Raw genomic sequence first — 15,382 nt, forward strand, 5'->3', positions numbered from 1 at the left:
GTTTAATTAGCAATTCGAAATGATTGTCAGAAACTGTGCAGTCCAAGAAAATCGACAATCTGGTTGAAATAATCTTCGAAGCCCGAGAATGCGTGATTCCCGCCCTCAATCACGGTCTGGCGGCAGGGGGCGTAATACGCCACCGCCTGGCGGTAATCCAACACTTCATCGCCCGTCTGTTGCAGCAGCCAGATCAAATCCGGCGCTTCCAGCGGGTCAATCTGCATGACTTTGAGATCGTAAATATGGCGTGACTCTAGCACATATTGCTGCCCGGTGTAGGGGTTCTCGTTCTGTCCGAGGTAGTCAGTCAGTAATTCAAAGGGCCGCACGGCGGGGTTCACTACCACGGCAGGCAACATAAAACATTGCGACAGCCAGGTGGCGTAATATCCCCCCAAAGACGATCCTACCAGTCCTAATGGCTCTCCGCCATGCTCAAGCACGATAGACTCCAGCAACTCCGCCGCATCGGCAGGGTATGGCGGCAACTGGGGCACGATCATCCCGACATGAGGATGACGCTCTGCCAGCCAGGTTTTCAACTGACATGCTTTTGCCGAGCGAGGGGAACTGTTGAACCCATGCAAGTAGAGAAGCGTAGACATCAGTAACCTTCCGAGGCGGTATCGGGCCGGAACCGCGTATCCTGCAGGCGATGCACTTCCGTCTCCAGGAGGCCGTTCGCATGGAGTTCCAGCGTACGCCAGCCCGGCGCGATAGTATCCAGCGTAAAGTTCGCGCAGTGGGGTTTGAACTGTACGCAGGTTGACGGTGATGCCAGCAGACGACGCCCGTTCCAGTCAAGATCCAATTCCTGGTGAATATGTCCGCATAACAGGTACTTCACGCGCGGGAAATTCGCCAGAACACTATCCAGTTCGGCGGCATTGCGCAAGCTATGCTGATCCAACCAACTGCATCCTGCCGGCAACGGATGATGGTGTAAGAGTAGCAATGTTTGTCTCTCTGGCGCATCGGTAAGCTTGCGTTCAAGCCATTCCAGTTGAAACTCGCTCAGTTCGCCATGCGGAACGCCAAACACCTGGCTATCCAGCAATAAAATCTGCCACTGTTCGCCGATTAACACGCGCTTGGCCGGGGAGATCCCCGCGTCTTGTAGCGCACTGTACATCGCGGGCTGAAAATCATGATTGCCCGGCAACCAAACGCAAGGCGCACGAAAACTTGCGATACCCTCAGCAAAATGCTGATAAGCCGCAGCGGATTGATCCTGCGCCAGATCGCCTGTCGCCACGATCAGATCATATTCATACTGTTGCGCCCGAATGGCGTCCAGCACGGCCTGGTAACTTTCCCAGGTATTAACACCTAACAGCGTTTCATGCTTTTCGGCAAACAGGTGAGTATCTGTAATTTGTAAAATCCTCACTCGGGCCTCACCAGCCAGAGGTAGGGTTAACAGGCTTTCCAAATGGTGTCCTTAGGTTTCACGACGCTAATAAACCGGAATCGCCATCGCTCCATGTGCTAAACAGAATCGTAGCCAGTCGGCCAGAAACTGATTAATTTGATGCTTTTCGTCGCGTTGATGCAACTTTTTATTTGGATAATCATACCGCGCTTTGAAGCGAAAGATCTGCTGGCTTGAACACACTTCAGCCACCATCGCATCATGGTAGAGGCGCACCGTCAGAGACGGCAGGCTCCAGTAGGTGATGGCTGGCGCCGTTTGCTCGATCGTTACAAGCGTAGTGTATCGGGTCGATTCCACAATCGTTAACCGATATTGTACGTTGCTCACCTGATAGCTCACCGTTTCACCGGGTGCGTCATTGCGCGGCAGCAGGCGGCGCAATTGCGAAAAGTTGGTTTCGCACAAACGCATCATTTCAGGGAAGTCAGGTGTATAACGCTTCATTTTTTCCACTCGTTTTTTAACTCTTGATGATGCAACTGAAGCCATTGCAAAGCGATGACCGCGGCTGCGTTGTCGATTTTCCCCTCTTCTACCCACTGGTATGCCTGCTCCCGGCTTACCACATGAACCCGAATATCTTCGTTTTCATCCGCCAGACCGTGAATACCCATCGCGGTCGTCGCGTCCACTTCCCCCACCAGAATAGATGAGCGCTCGCTGGTTCCTCCAGGGCTCGCCAGATAACTGATCACCGGCCTGGTGCGACCAACGGTCAGCCCCGCTTCTTCCATGGCCTCCCGTCGGACGACCTCTTCAATAGTTTCGCCTTCTTCAATCATCCCGGCGACCATTTCCAGCAGCCATGGCGTAACGCTTGTGTCATACGCCGCGATGCGAATCTGTTCAACCAGTACCACTTTGTCCCGCACAGGGTCAAAGGGTAGCAAGACGGCGGCGTGCCCGCGCTCAAAAATTTCTCGTGTCACCTCGCCACTCATTTCTCCGTTGAATAAACGATGGCGAAAGCGATACAAATCCAGTGAAAAAAAACCGCGATAGCGCGTTTCACGTGCAATAATTTCTACATCGTTCTTAGTAAAAGTGACCGGCAAGTTGTCTGATTTACGCATGGTGCTGTCCTGCTACCAATAATGGTTAAATGATGAATTTCAAGGGGAGTTGACTGCTGTTTTATCACCCTTGTGGTAAATTGGTGCCAATTAACGCCGTATGGCACGTAACGCCAACTTTTTGCAGTGGCGGATTCTGCTAGAATCAGCAATTATTTTTACAAATTGAACAGCGCTAAATACTGCTTCACAACAAGGAATGCAAATGAAGAAATTGCTCCCCATCCTTATCGGCCTGAGCCTGTCGGGGTTCAGCACATTAAGCCAGGCAGAGAACCTGATGCAAGTCTATCAGCAAGCACGCCTGAGCAACCCGGAATTGCGTAAATCCGCTGCCGATCGCGATGCTGCATTCGAAAAGATTAACGAAGCGCGTAGTCCTTTACTGCCGCAACTCGGTTTAGGTGCCGACTACACCTACAGCAACGGTTACCGTGATGCGAATGGCATCAACTCCAATGAAACCAGCGCTTCCCTGCAATTAACACAGACGCTGTTTGATATGTCGAAATGGCGCGCGTTAACCCTGCAAGAAAAAGCAGCGGGTATTCAGGACGTCACCTATCAGACCGATCAGCAGACACTGATCCTCAATACTGCCAATGCCTATTTTAAGGTATTGAACGCTATTGATGTGCTTTCCTATACCCAGGCGCAAAAAGAGGCTATCTACCGTCAGTTAGATCAAACAACGCAACGGTTTAACGTTGGTCTGGTCGCTATTACCGATGTGCAAAACGCCCGTGCGCAATACGACACTGTTCTGGCGAATGAAGTCACCGCCCGTAATAACCTGGATAACGCAGTAGAAGAGTTGCGCCAGGTGACCGGCAACTATTATCCGGAGCTGGCATCACTTAACGTCGAACATTTTAAGACTGATAAACCTAAAGCGGTTAACGCTCTGTTGAAAGAAGCAGAAAACCGCAACCTGTCGCTGTTGCAGGCACGCTTAAGCCAGGATCTGGCGCGTGAACAAATCCGCCAGGCGCAGGACGGCCATCTGCCGACGCTGAATTTAACGGCATCGACCGGTGTTTCTGATACCTCTTATAGCGGTTCTAACACACACGGTCCAGGCAGTCAGTACGACGATAGCAACATGGGGCAGAATAAAATCGGCCTGAACTTCTCCCTGCCGATTTACCAGGGCGGGATGGTTAACTCGCAGGTAAAACAGGCGCAGTATAACTTCGTTGGCGCGAGCGAACAGTTAGAAAGCGCGCATCGTAGCGTAGTGCAGACCGTACGTTCTTCCTTTAACAATATTAACGCCTCCATCAGCAGTATTAACGCGTACAAACAGGCAGTCGTTTCCGCGCAAAGTTCTTTGGATGCAATGGAAGCCGGTTACTCGGTCGGTACACGTACCATTGTTGACGTACTGGATGCCACCACCACTCTGTATGACGCCAAGCAGCAACTTGCCAACGCGCGTTATACTTATTTGATTAACCAGCTAAATATTAAATATGCTCTGGGTACGCTGAACGAACAGGATCTGCTCGCGCTTAATAGTACGTTAGGTAAACCGATCCCGACCTCGCCGGAAAGCGTTGCGCCGGAAACGCCGGAGCAGGACGCTGCTGCTGACGGCTATAGCGCCAATACCGCCGCACCGGCAGTACAGCCGACCGCAGCACGTACCACCAGCAGCAAGAGCGGTAATCCTTTCCACAACTGATCCTGCCTACCGCGCTTCGCTTATCCGGCCTGCATTCCCGTAGGCCGGATAAGGCGTGGCCGTTACCCTGCATTAAATCGTTGCCGAACGTAAGACAACGTAAAGATCCCACCATTGCGCCGCATTCTCTCCCCTTTTCGCTTCAATTTCGACCAGTCATCCACTATCCTGAGCATTATTTACTGTGTTTACCACTGGGTCCTGGAAGACAAATATGAAACGGACAAAATCCATCCACCACGCATCGTTTCGCAAAAGCTGGAGCGCACGGCATTTAACGCCCGTCGCGCTGGCGGTTACGGCTGTTTTTATGCTGGCCGGCTGTGAAAAGAGCGACGAAACCGTATCTCTGTATCAAAACGCTGACGACTGTTCTGCGGCGAATCCGGGCAAAAGCGCGGAATGTACGACCGCATACAACAATGCACTGAAAGAGGCCGAACGTACCGCGCCTAAGTATGCTACACGTGAAGATTGCGTCGCTGAATTTGGCGAAGGTCAATGTCAGCAAGCCCCCGCACAGGCGGGTATGGCGCCCGAAAATCAGGCTCAGGCCCAGCAATCCAGCGGTAGTTTCTGGATGCCGCTGATGGCAGGGTACATGATGGGGCGTCTGATGGGCGGCGGCGCAGGTTTTGCGCAACAGCCGCTATTTAGCTCAAAAAATCCGGCCAGCCCGGCATACGGCAAATACACTGATGCCAGTGGTAAAAACTACGGCGCAGCCACGCCGGGCCGTACGATGACCGTTCCGAAAACAGCCATGGCGCCGAAACCGGCTACCACAACGACGGTAACCCGAGGCGGCTTTGGCGAATCCGTCGCGAAACAAAGTACCATGCAGCGTAGCGCCACCGGCACCTCTTCGCGTTCTATGGGCGGCTAATCAACATGGAAAGAGTCAGTATTACCGAGCGCCCGGACTGGCGCGACAAAGCCACCGAATACGGGTTTAATTTTCACACTATGTACGGTGAACCGTACTGGTGTGAAGATGCTTATTACAAGCTAACGCTCGCCCAGGTGGAAACGCTGGAAGAGGTCACCGCCGAACTGCACCAGATGTGCCTCAAGGTGGTAGAAAAGGTTATCGCCAGCGATGAGCTGATGACTAAATTCCGCATCCCGAAACACACCTGGGGATTTGTTCGTCAGTCCTGGCATACGCAGCAACCGTCACTCTATTCCCGTCTCGATTTAGCATGGGACGGCATCGGCGAGCCTAAGCTCCTCGAAAACAATGCCGATACGCCCACCTCCCTGTATGAGGCGGCGTTTTTCCAGTGGATCTGGCTGGAAGATCAGCTCAATGCCGGCAACTTGCCGGAAAGCAGCGATCAGTTCAACAGTCTGCAGGAAAAGCTGATTGCGCGTTTTGCCCAGTTGCGTGAGCAGTACGGTTTTCAACTTCTGCATCTGACCTGCTGTCGTGATACGGTAGAAGATCGCGGTACCATCCAGTATTTGCAGGATTGCGCGGCGGAAGCGGAAATCGCCACCGAATTTCTCTATATCGAGGATATCGGGCTGGGTGAAAAAGGTCAGTTCACGGATTTGCAGGATCAGGTCATCGCGAATCTGTTCAAGCTCTACCCATGGGAGTTTATGCTGCGTGAGATGTTCTCAACCAAGCTGGAAGATGCCGGTGTTCGCTGGCTGGAACCGGCCTGGAAGAGCATTATCTCTAACAAGGCCCTGTTGCCGCTGTTGTGGGAAATGTTCCCGGACCATCCGAACCTGCTGCCAGCTTACTTTGCCGAAGACGACCATCCGCAAATGGATAAATATGTCGTGAAGCCGATCTTCTCACGCGAGGGAGCGAACGTATCGATTATTGAAAACGGTAAAACGATCGAATCCGTTGAAGGCCCGTATGGTGAAGAAGGCATGATCGTGCAACAGTTCTATCCACTGCCAAAATTTGGCGATAGCTATACGCTGATCGGCAGTTGGCTCATCAACGATCAACCGGCGGGGATCGGTATTCGTGAAGACAGAGCACTGATCACCCAGGATCTCTCCCGCTTCTATCCACATATTTTTGTCGAATAATTGAGTGGGCCGGGTGGTGGTTCTCCTTTACCCGGCCTACAGTACCCACTGTAGGCCCGATAAACGTAGCGCCATCGGCCATAAATCATCCCACCTGCACTGACAACATACTCAAACTTCCCATCTCAATCCCGTCGACCGGGATGGTGACCGGCTCTTTGCCGTCCCATGCACCTAACACATACAGCAGTGGCAAATAGTGTTCCGGTGTCGGGTTCGACAATGCTCCGCTTTCATGCTCAAGATAGTTCACCAGCGGATGCTGCTCCACCGCCCCCCGCCACGTCAGATTGGCTTTCACATAGTCATTAAATGACACCGCCCACGGATACGGCATATTGTCCCCCTGCCAGCGCACCGTACGCAGGTTATGTACCACGTTACCGCTGGCAACCAGCATAATGCCTTCATCGCGCAAGATCGCGAGCTTACGGCCCATCTCAAAATGCCATGCTGCAGGTTTGGTCCTGTCAACGCTAAGTTGTACCATCGGGATATCCGCATTCGGGTACATCTTAATCAAGACGCCCCAGGAACCGTGATCAAATCCCCACGCCTCTTTATCGAGCGCAACGGGAGCAGGAGCCAACAGTGCCACCAGACGCTGCGCCAGTTCTGGCGAACCGGGAGCCGGGTAATGCGTGTCGTATAAGGCCTGAGGGAAACCGCCAAAATCATGGATCGTTTTTGGCGTTTCCATTGCCGTTACGCCCGTACCATGGGTAAACCAGTGCGCAGAAACTACAACAATGGCTTTCGGACGTGGCAACGTCTCCCCCAGTCGCTGCCAGACGCGGGTATAGTCATTATCGTCCAGCACGTTCATCGGACTACCATGCCCTAAAAAGAGTGCTGGCATACGTGTTAAAGACATGATGTTATCCTTACAGGAAAGACATTTTGATAACATCACCATACGCTTTCTTCACAGAGGAAGAACTCAGATAACCATGATGAAGATCATCAGTTATTTTGAAGGTCAGGTCCGGACGGCAAATTGATAAGGAGTAATGGATGTCAGTACCACTTATTCTGACCTTACTGGCGGGCGCCGCCACATTTATTGGCGCGTTTCTTGGCGTTCTCGGCCAAAAACCGTCTAACCGTATGCTGGCTTTTTCGCTGGGCTTCGCGGCCGGGATTATGCTACTCATCTCACTGATGGAGATGCTGCCTGCCGCACTTGATACAGAGGGAATGTCACCCGTATTGGGCTACGGCATGTTTATTATCGGCCTGCTGGGCTACTTTGGGCTGGATCGCCTGCTTCCTCATGCCCACCCGCAGGATTTAGTGCAAAAAAGGCAACAGCCGATTCCCGGCTCAATAAAACGTACTGCGATTTTATTGACGCTCGGTATTAGCCTGCATAATTTTCCAGAAGGGATCGCCACCTTTGTCACCGCCAGCAGTAATCTTGAACTGGGCTTTGGAATCGCGCTGGCGGTAGCGCTACACAACATTCCTGAAGGTCTGGCGGTCGCCGGTCCGGTTTATGCCGCGACGGGCTCAAAACGTACCGCGATTTTTTGGGCCGGCATCTCCGGTATGGCGGAAATTCTGGGTGGCGTGCTGGCGTGGCTGATTCTGGGAAGTCTGGTATCGCCGATCGTCATGGCGGCCATCATGGCGGCGGTCGCCGGTATTATGGTGGCGCTCTCCGTCGATGAACTAATGCCACTGGCCAAAGAGATCGATCCTAACAATAACCCCAGCTATGGCGTGCTCTGCGGCATGTCCGTCATGGGACTGAGTCTCGTCATTTTGCAGACGATAGGTATCGGTTAAGGATACGTCGCGCCGGATGCGGCCCTTTTACCGGGCTGTTTCCGGCGGCCCGACAAGCATCATGCGCTATTTTTGCTCATTTATCGCGCTATCGCCTTCGTTCATCTGGCGGAAAAGTTTTCTTCGCGCTTCAAGTAATGCATCTCTGTCCTGCCGAAACGCTCTGCAATAACGCTTCATATGGCAAATATATCCTATTACCACAAGAACAATGAATATGATCCAATACCAGGCAATAAACATCCTTTTCACCCTTAAAATTTAACATTCCTAAACATTTAACGTTAAAATTTCACATACCCTTATTTTGACGTATTCATATACTGGCATATTTGCGGAACAAATAAATGATTTTGATCATATAAATCAGCTGTGAAGCCGAATAATGAAAAAAGTAATAAGCGGAAAACAATGTCGATAAGATCACACTTCGCGCTAATTTATATTGTTCTTAAAATAACCCCCTTCTACTATCGATGAAGATAAGTAATTAAAAATATTGATGACAAATATATTTTATAATAAACAATAGCATTATGTTTTATATTTAAAGGGTAATAACCCCCTCACTTATTATCCATAAAAATATCACAAGAAGACGTTTTGCATTTATAATTTTTATATAAGGAGATATATCCATGTTTCATCAATGCCGAAAAACATTACTTGCCGGCGCCGTCGCGCTGACATACGGACTTACTTCAGCCAGTATATTTGCTGCTGGTTTTCAACCTGCGCAACCCGCAGGGAAGTTAGGCGCCGTCATTGTTGACCCTTACGGAAATGCCCCCCTCACCGCCCTGGTCGAATTAGATAGCCATATGATTTCCGATGTCAAAGTTACCGTACATGGAAAAGGGGAAAAGGCGTTCCTGTTACTTATACCGTTGGGCAAGAATCGTTAAAAACTTATGATGGTATCCCAATTTTCGGTCTTTACCAGAAATTTGCTAACAATGTCACGGTAGAATATAAAGAAAATGGTAAAGCCATGAAGGATGACTATGTGGTACAAACATCTGCTATCGTCAACCATTATATGGATAACCGTTCTATTTCAGATCTCCAGCAAACGAAAGTTATTAAAGTCGCGCCGGGATTTGAAGACCGCCTTTATCTGGTAAATACCCACACTTTTACGCCACAGGGCGCTGAATTTCACTGGCACGGCGAAAAAGATAAAAATGCGGGTATTCTTGATGCTGGTCCGGCGGGCGGGGCCTTGCCTTTCGATATCGCCCCTTATACGTTTGTCGTCGACACACAGGGTGAATATCGCTGGTGGCTGGATCAGGACACCTTCTATGACGGTCACGATAGGGATATCAATAAACGCGGCTATCTGATGGGCATCCGGGAAACACCTCGCGGCACCTTTACCGCCGTTCAGGGGCAGCACTGGTACGAGTTTGACATGATGGTGCAAATCCTTGCCGACCATAAATTACCGCGCGGGTTTATGGACGCTTCTCATGAATCCATCGAAACGGTGAACGGCACCGTACTGTTGCGTGTCGGCAAACGTAATTACCGTAAAGAAGACGGTCTTCACGTCCATACCATACGTGATCAAATTATTGAGGTCGATAAGTCCGGCCGCGTGGTAGACGTTTGGGATTTAACTAAAATCCTTGACCCTATGCGTGATGCGCTGCTCGGCGCGCTGGATGCAGGTGCGGTATGTGTAAATGTCGATCTGGCCCATGCCGGACAGCAGGCGCAGCTTGAACCGGATACACCGTATGGCGATGCGCTTGGGGTCGGCCCAGGCCGTAACTGGGCCCACGTCAACTCTATCGCTTATGACGCAAAAGACGACACCATTATCCTCTCTTCCCGCCATCAGGGTATCGTAAAAATCGGTCGTGATAAGCAAGTAAAATGGATACTGGCGCCGTCTAAAGGCTGGAATAAACCACTGGCCAGCAAATTACTGAAACCAGTAGACGGGCAGGGTAAGCCGCTGACCTGTGACGAAAACGGCAAGTGTGAGAATACTGATTTCGATTTCACCTATACCCAACATACAGCATGGCTTTCCAGTAAAGGCACGTTAACCGTCTTTGATAACGGCGATGGTCGCAACCTGGAGCAACCAGCCCTGCCGACCATGAAATATTCCCGTTTTGTCGAATATAAGATCGATGAGAAGAAAGGTACCGTACAGCAAGTGTGGGAATACGGTAAAGAACGTGGATATGATTTCTATAGCCCCATCACCTCGGTCGTAGAATATCAAAAAGACCGCGACACCATGTTCGGCTTTGGTGGCTCCATTAATTTGTTCGACGTTGGCAAACCGACGGTCGGCAAACTTAATGAAATTGACTATAAGACAAAAGAAGTGAAGGTTGAAATTGATGTGCTGTCGGATAAACCCAACCAGACTCACTATCGTGCGTTACTGGTTCATCCACAACAAATGTTTAAATAAATCACGGGAAGGAATTAATATGTCATCTAAATGGATTACCGCTTTATTTAAAAGCATAATATTAACCGCAGCACTGGCGACTCCTTTTGCGGCATCGGCTTTTACCGAAGGTACAGATTATGTGGTACTGGAAAAACCCATTCCCAATGCCGATAAAACACTGATTAAAGTATTTAGCTACGCCTGCCCGTTCTGCTACAAATATGATAAGGCCGTAACAGGTCCGGTATCTGATAAAGTTGCCGATATCGTTACGTTCACCCCATTTCACCTGGAAACCAAAGGTGATTATGGCAAACAGGCCAGCGAAGTATTTGCGGTACTGATTGCTAAAGATAAAGCAGCGGGTATCTCGTTATTTGATGCTAAATCACAGTTCAAAAAAGCGAAATTCGCCTGGTACGCGGCTTACCATGATAAGAAAGAACGCTGGTCAGATGGAAAAGACCCGGCATCCTTTATTAAAACCGGCCTGGATGCCGCAGGCATGAGCCAGGCTGATTTTGAAGCGGCGCTGAAAGAGCCCGCCGTTCAGGAAACGCTGGAAAAATGGAAAGCGGCCTACGACGTTGCCAAAATTCAGGGTGTTCCGGCTTATGTCGTCAACGGCAAGTATCTTATCTATACCAAAAATATCAAATCCATCGATTCTATGGCTGAACTCGTTCGGGAACTGGCCACTAAAAAATAAGCAGGAAAACGATTATGGATTTTATTAAGGGACTATGGCGAGACCTACGCGCAAGCCCTGTGGATACGCTGGTGAAATGGCAGGAACAGCGTTTTCTGTGGCTATTCATGGCCGTCGCAATGGGCGGGTTAATTATCCTGGCGCACTCGTTCTTCCAAATCTACCTCTACATGGCGCCGTGCGAGCAGTGTGTTTACATTCGCTATGCGATGTTGGTAATGGTGTTTGGCGGGGTTATTGCGGCGATAAATCCCAAAAATATCGTGCTGAAGCTGATTGGCTGCATCGCGGCGTTTTATGGCAGCATTATGGGCATTATGTTTTCTATTAAACTTAATGGCATCCATTATGCGGTACATAACCCGGACCCCGATTCGCTTTTCGGCGTGCAAGGTTGTTCAACCGACCCAACGTTCCCTTTCAACTTACCATTGGCGGAATGGGCGCCGGAGTGGTTTAAACCTACCGGCGACTGCGGTTATGACGCGCCTGTCGTCCCTGATGGCGTGACACTTAGTAATATACAGCAGTGGTTTGTCGACCTCTACCAGCATTCCGAAGGCTGGTATCTGCTACCCCCCTGGCACTTTATGAACATGGCACAGGCATGTCTGTTGGCCTTTGGGGTGTGTCTGATTCTGCTGCTGATCATGAGCGGCGCCTGGGTGATAAAGCTCTCCAGAGGCAAAACCCGCGCATAATAACAAAAAAACCGAAGCGCTTTTAGCTTCGGTTTTTTCATCACAACGACAAATGTCAAAGCCCGATTAACTCACCTTACGTTCATGCGCCAGACGGTACGCCACCAGATCTTCGATCGTGACAACGGCCATATTATGCTGGCCTGCAAACGCAATGCACTCCGGCGCCCGCGCCATCGTCCCATCGTCATTGGTCAGTTCGCACAGCACGCCAGCAGGTTTAAAGCCGGCCAGAGTCATCAAATCAATGGTCGCTTCCGTGTGGCCACCGCGCGTCAACACGCCGCCTGCCTGCGCGCGCAGTGGGAAAACATGGCCCGGACGGTTAAGATCGGAAGGTTTTGCGCCATCGGCGATAGCGGCACGTACCGTTGTCACACGGTCAGCGGCGGATACACCTGTTGTGACGCCTTCTGCGGCTTCAATCGTAACGGTAAAACCGGTACCGTAAGCGCTGGTGTTGTTTTCCACCATCATCGGCAGATCAAGCTGTCTGCGTCGTTCTTCAGTCATGCACAAACAGACAATACCGCTACCATGACGAATAGTGAGCGCCATCTGTTCTACAGTCATCGTCTCTGCGGGGTAAATCATATCGCCTTCGTTTTCGCGATCTTCATCATCAAGCACCATCACACCGCGTCCTTCACGCAGCGCATCCAGTGCACGCTCAACACGTTCTAAAGGCGTACCAAAAGAGGAAAGTAGCGTCTGATTCATGGTAAAAAAACCTCACTAATATTATGGTTACCAGAATCAGGGCAGTCTTAGGAGTACCGACAGGCGGCAAAAAAATAACGTGAGCGGGTCCATGCCCGGCTGGATCGTTACCCTCTCCCATCCGGACTTTAACCGTCGGCCCCGGAATTACACCGGATCTGCTGACCTTTTCGCTATCGCAAAAAGCGCTCGCGGGCTTTCAGCTGGTCCTGCGATTTTTGTCTCGGTATACCGCAACAAAAAACCGTTAAACATCGCTGATTTACCGCCGGTGGGGAATTTCGCCCCGCCCTGAGAATAAGCGGGTTAACTATAACGCTATTGATTACCTTCATCAACGTCTTTACTCCGCATCACATCACACAATTCTGGTTTATGACACCCACATATCGCACTACAATAAGAGCTAACACTTACCAGTTCAGGGAAACCACAATGATTGACCCGAAAAAAATTGAGCAAATCGCACGCCAGGTTCATGAGTCAATGCCGAAAGGTATTCGCGAGTTCGGGGAAGATATCGAGAAGAAAATCCGTCAAACGCTGCAATCTCAGCTGACGCGTCTCGATCTGGTGAGCCGCGAAGAGTTTGATGTCCAGACTCAAGTTTTGCTGCGCACCCGGGAGAAACTGGCGTTGCTGGAACAACGTCTCAGCGAACTGGAAGCACGCGACAAGCCTGAGGAAGTAAAACCAGCGCCCGCCATTCCGCCAGTCGATCCGCAAGAGTAAAAACACGAACGGGCCTGACGGCCCGTTCATAAAATCTTCGTTATACCCTGTCGCCTGAAAACAGGTGAAGGGTTAATGTTCTACTTCTAACTTCCTCGCCTGAGTCGCCTGCTGACAGTAAAGCGCGTAACGCTTACAAAACCAGTCACGGTGCGCTTCGTCCATATTGCCGGTTACAGCCTGAATATCAACAGGACGCCCCTCTGCCTGCATTCTGGCAAAACTGCGCGCCAGGAAATCGAAATTATTTAATGAATAGACGTTATTGTTGTTCATCAGCATACCCTCCAGTGATTAAATTCTGTTAAGGCCATATGCTTTTTCTAATTTCAGTATTTCCCTATATGTACGGTGGGTTTATACATAACGTGCGAAAGTATAATGCCCGGGATCACAATTTCCTCCAATATGACCGCGTATAAAGTTATTGCAGCCTTAAGGGGCCTCACGTACTGGATGTTAAAGCAACAATGGTCGCACTGATCATACAGGCAACAGCAAAGAAAGAAGCCGCAGAGTTTATGGCGACCCGCACGCCATAACCGTGAAAGGCGCGTCGACACAGCATGTCCAACGCGCCTTCATCTTCAGCGCCCACGGCATCTGTCACACCTGATAGCGCTGCCTGTCACGTTTTACGTATCGCGCTCTGTCTGGAGCTTTTTAATGATATTCGTCGTGGAACAACCATCTTCAAAGTTCAGTACCATCACTTCGCCGCCGTTGGCCCAGACCTCTTCACTGCCCGCAATCTCTTCCGGCTTATAGTCACCCCCTTTTACCAGTAGATCCGGCAGAATACTGGCAATCAGTCGTTGCGGCGTATCTTCTTCAAAAGCGACAACCCAGTCGACCGACTCCAGCGCGCCCAGCACAATCATACGCTGTTCCAGCGGATTAACCGGACGGCTTTCACCTTTCAGACGCTTAGTCGAGGCATCACTATTGACCGCCACAATCAGACGATGGCCCAGCTTGCGCGCGTTCGCCAGATAAGAGACGTGGCCCGCGTGCAGAATATCGAAAACACCGTTGGTCATGACCACTTTCTCGCCACGTTTACGCGCGCTGGCGACGGCCTGTTTCAGCTCGTCTTCAGTCATGACGCCGAAGCCGGTATCCGCACGCCCACGTACCGCGTTTTCCAGCTCAATTGGGGAAACCGTCGAGGTCCCGAGTTTACCCACCACGACACCCGCAGCCGCATTGGCGAAATAACACGCCTCTTCCAGCGAATTACCCGCCGCTAACGTTGCCGCCAGCACGCCAATCACCGTATCGCCCGCACCAGTAACGTCATAAACTTCCTGCGCCTGCGTCGGCATATGGACCGCCGCTTTATTCGGTTGCAGTAGCGTCATCCCCTGCTCGGAACGCGTGACCAACAACGCGGAAAGGTCGAAATCGGCAATCAATTTCATGCCGCGGTCAACCAGTTCGTCTTCGCTTTTACATTTACCCGCGACAGCCTCAAATTCAGAAAGGTTCGGCGTGAGCAGCGTGGCGCCGCGATAACGCTCAAAATCCGTCCCCTTAGGATCGATGAGCACCGGCACGCCTGCCTGGCGCGCCAAAGCAATCATCGTCTGCACGCTGGTCAGCGCGCCTTTGGCATAATCGGACAAGACCAGCGCGCCGATCGATCCCAGCGCCTGGTTGATACGCTCATGCAACGGCTGCGGGTCCACCCCCTCAAAACCTTCTTCAAAATCAAGGCGAATAAGCTGCTGGTTACGGGACAGCACACGCAGCTTGGTAATCGTCGGGTGCGTCGGTACAGAAACGAAGTCACACTTTACGTTGACCTCCGCTAACGTTTTGCTCAGCGCACGCGCGGCGTCATCAATTCCCGTCAGGCCGACCAGACGGGCGTTCGCTCCCAGAGACGCAATGTTCATCGCCACGTTCGCCGCGCCGCCCGGACGTTCCTCAACGCTATTCACTTTAACAACGGGCACCGGCGCTTCCGGTGAAATACGGCAAGTAGGGCCATACCAGTAGCGATCCAGCATTACATCACCCACAACCATGACGCCCGCACGTTCAAACGCTGGCAGATTTACTTTCAT

15 protein-coding genes, 1 pseudogene and 1 riboswitch are annotated in these 15,382 nt (G+C 51.0%); of the genes and pseudogenes, 8 read left to right on the forward strand and 8 right to left on the reverse strand.

Annotation, left to right across the window (positions count from 1 at the left end):
• Window positions 1-26 precede the first annotated feature (26 nt).
• The 4 genes from yqiA to nudF are packed head-to-tail and all read right to left on the reverse strand — an operon-like array spanning window position 27 to window position 2,511.
• Window positions 27-608, reverse strand: coding sequence for an esterase YqiA (gene yqiA / locus SBG_RS14345; protein ID WP_000105730.1), 582 nt, complete (start codon window positions 606-608; stop codon window positions 27-29).
• Window positions 608-1,435 carry a 3',5'-cyclic-AMP phosphodiesterase gene (gene cpdA, locus SBG_RS14350; RefSeq protein ID WP_000444729.1) on the reverse strand — a complete coding sequence of 276 codons (828 nt, stop codon included), beginning with the start codon at window positions 1,433-1,435 and terminating at the stop codon, window positions 608-610. The genes yqiA and cpdA overlap by 1 nt, the downstream gene beginning before the upstream one ends.
• Window positions 1,436-1,459: 24 nt before the next feature.
• Window positions 1,460-1,882, reverse strand: coding sequence for a DUF1249 family protein (locus tag SBG_RS14355; protein WP_000833407.1), 423 nt, complete (start codon window positions 1,880-1,882; stop codon window positions 1,460-1,462).
• Window positions 1,879-2,511 (reverse strand): ADP-ribose diphosphatase, encoded by a 633-nt coding sequence (gene nudF, locus SBG_RS14360; protein ID WP_001231945.1) that lies wholly within the window; start codon window positions 2,509-2,511, stop codon window positions 1,879-1,881. The genes SBG_RS14355 and nudF overlap by 4 nt, the downstream gene beginning before the upstream one ends.
• 199 nt (window positions 2,512-2,710) lie before the next feature.
• Between nudF and tolC the strand changes: the two genes are divergently transcribed.
• The 3 genes from tolC (at window position 2,711) to SBG_RS14375 (ending at window position 6,247) form a co-directional block, all read left to right on the forward strand.
• A complete protein-coding gene (gene tolC / locus SBG_RS14365) occupies window positions 2,711-4,195 on the forward strand; it encodes an outer membrane channel protein TolC (RefSeq protein ID WP_015703015.1) in 1,485 nt (494 codons plus the stop codon).
• Between the two features lie 214 nt (window positions 4,196-4,409).
• On the forward strand, window positions 4,410-5,081 hold the full coding sequence (locus SBG_RS14370; protein ID WP_000831530.1) for a DUF1190 family protein: 672 nt from the start codon (window positions 4,410-4,412) through the stop codon (window positions 5,079-5,081).
• A 5-nt stretch (window positions 5,082-5,086) separates the two neighbouring features.
• Complete coding sequence (locus SBG_RS14375) at window positions 5,087-6,247, forward strand: glutathionylspermidine synthase family protein (RefSeq protein ID WP_000442839.1); 1,161 nt, start codon at window positions 5,087-5,089, stop codon at window positions 6,245-6,247.
• Between the two features lie 85 nt (window positions 6,248-6,332).
• Here SBG_RS14375 and ygiD read toward each other — a convergent pair whose 3' ends face one another.
• Window positions 6,333-7,121: a 4,5-DOPA-extradiol-dioxygenase gene (gene ygiD, locus SBG_RS14380; RefSeq protein WP_024135115.1), complete on the reverse strand. Its 789-nt coding sequence runs from the start codon at window positions 7,119-7,121 to the stop codon at window positions 6,333-6,335.
• Window positions 7,122-7,261: 140 nt separating this feature from the next.
• On the opposite strand from ygiD, the gene zupT reads away from it, so the two are divergent.
• The 4 genes and pseudogenes from zupT to dsbI all read left to right on the forward strand — a co-directional run bounded on the left by zupT (window position 7,262) and on the right by dsbI (window position 11,861).
• The gene (zupT, locus tag SBG_RS14385; protein WP_000115868.1) at window positions 7,262-8,035 is read left to right on the forward strand and encodes a zinc transporter ZupT; all 774 of its coding nucleotides are present in this window, start codon (window positions 7,262-7,264) and stop codon (window positions 8,033-8,035) included.
• A 638-nt stretch (window positions 8,036-8,673) separates the two neighbouring features.
• Window positions 8,674-10,469, forward strand: a pseudogene (locus SBG_RS14400) (aryl-sulfate sulfotransferase).
• Between the two features lie 19 nt (window positions 10,470-10,488).
• Complete coding sequence (locus tag SBG_RS14405) at window positions 10,489-11,160, forward strand: thiol:disulfide interchange protein DsbA/DsbL (protein ID WP_000096227.1); 672 nt, start codon at window positions 10,489-10,491, stop codon at window positions 11,158-11,160.
• A 14-nt stretch (window positions 11,161-11,174) separates the two neighbouring features.
• Window positions 11,175-11,861 carry a protein-disulfide oxidoreductase DsbI gene (dsbI, locus tag SBG_RS14410; protein ID WP_000345580.1) on the forward strand — a complete coding sequence of 229 codons (687 nt, stop codon included), beginning with the start codon at window positions 11,175-11,177 and terminating at the stop codon, window positions 11,859-11,861.
• Window positions 11,862-11,927: 66 nt separating this feature from the next.
• Here the strand turns inward: dsbI and ribB are convergent, their stop codons facing one another.
• Complete coding sequence (gene ribB, locus SBG_RS14415; RefSeq protein ID WP_001077008.1) at window positions 11,928-12,581, reverse strand: 3,4-dihydroxy-2-butanone-4-phosphate synthase; 654 nt, start codon at window positions 12,579-12,581, stop codon at window positions 11,928-11,930.
• Window positions 12,582-12,686: 105 nt separating this feature from the next.
• A riboswitch (FMN riboswitch) is annotated at window positions 12,687-12,884 on the reverse strand.
• A 132-nt stretch (window positions 12,885-13,016) separates the two neighbouring features.
• On the opposite strand from ribB, the gene ubiK reads away from it, so the two are divergent.
• Window positions 13,017-13,313, forward strand: a complete 297-nt coding sequence (gene ubiK / locus SBG_RS14425) for a ubiquinone biosynthesis accessory factor UbiK (RefSeq protein ID WP_000566824.1) — start codon at window positions 13,017-13,019, stop codon at window positions 13,311-13,313.
• 72 nt (window positions 13,314-13,385) lie between these two features.
• On the opposite strand, the gene glgS is transcribed toward ubiK, so the two are convergent.
• Together glgS and hldE are read right to left on the reverse strand one after the other, a co-directional pair.
• Entirely contained in the window at window positions 13,386-13,595 is a 210-nt protein-coding gene (gene glgS / locus SBG_RS14430) for a cell surface composition regulator GlgS (RefSeq protein WP_000928924.1), read from the reverse strand.
• 353 nt (window positions 13,596-13,948) lie between these two features.
• Window positions 13,949-15,382 carry a bifunctional D-glycero-beta-D-manno-heptose-7-phosphate kinase/D-glycero-beta-D-manno-heptose 1-phosphate adenylyltransferase HldE gene (gene hldE / locus SBG_RS14435; protein ID WP_000867676.1) on the reverse strand — a complete coding sequence of 478 codons (1,434 nt, stop codon included), beginning with the start codon at window positions 15,380-15,382 and terminating at the stop codon, window positions 13,949-13,951.

Source organism: Salmonella bongori NCTC 12419, assembly GCF_000252995.1.
GTDB lineage: Bacteria > Pseudomonadota > Gammaproteobacteria > Enterobacterales > Enterobacteriaceae > Salmonella > Salmonella bongori.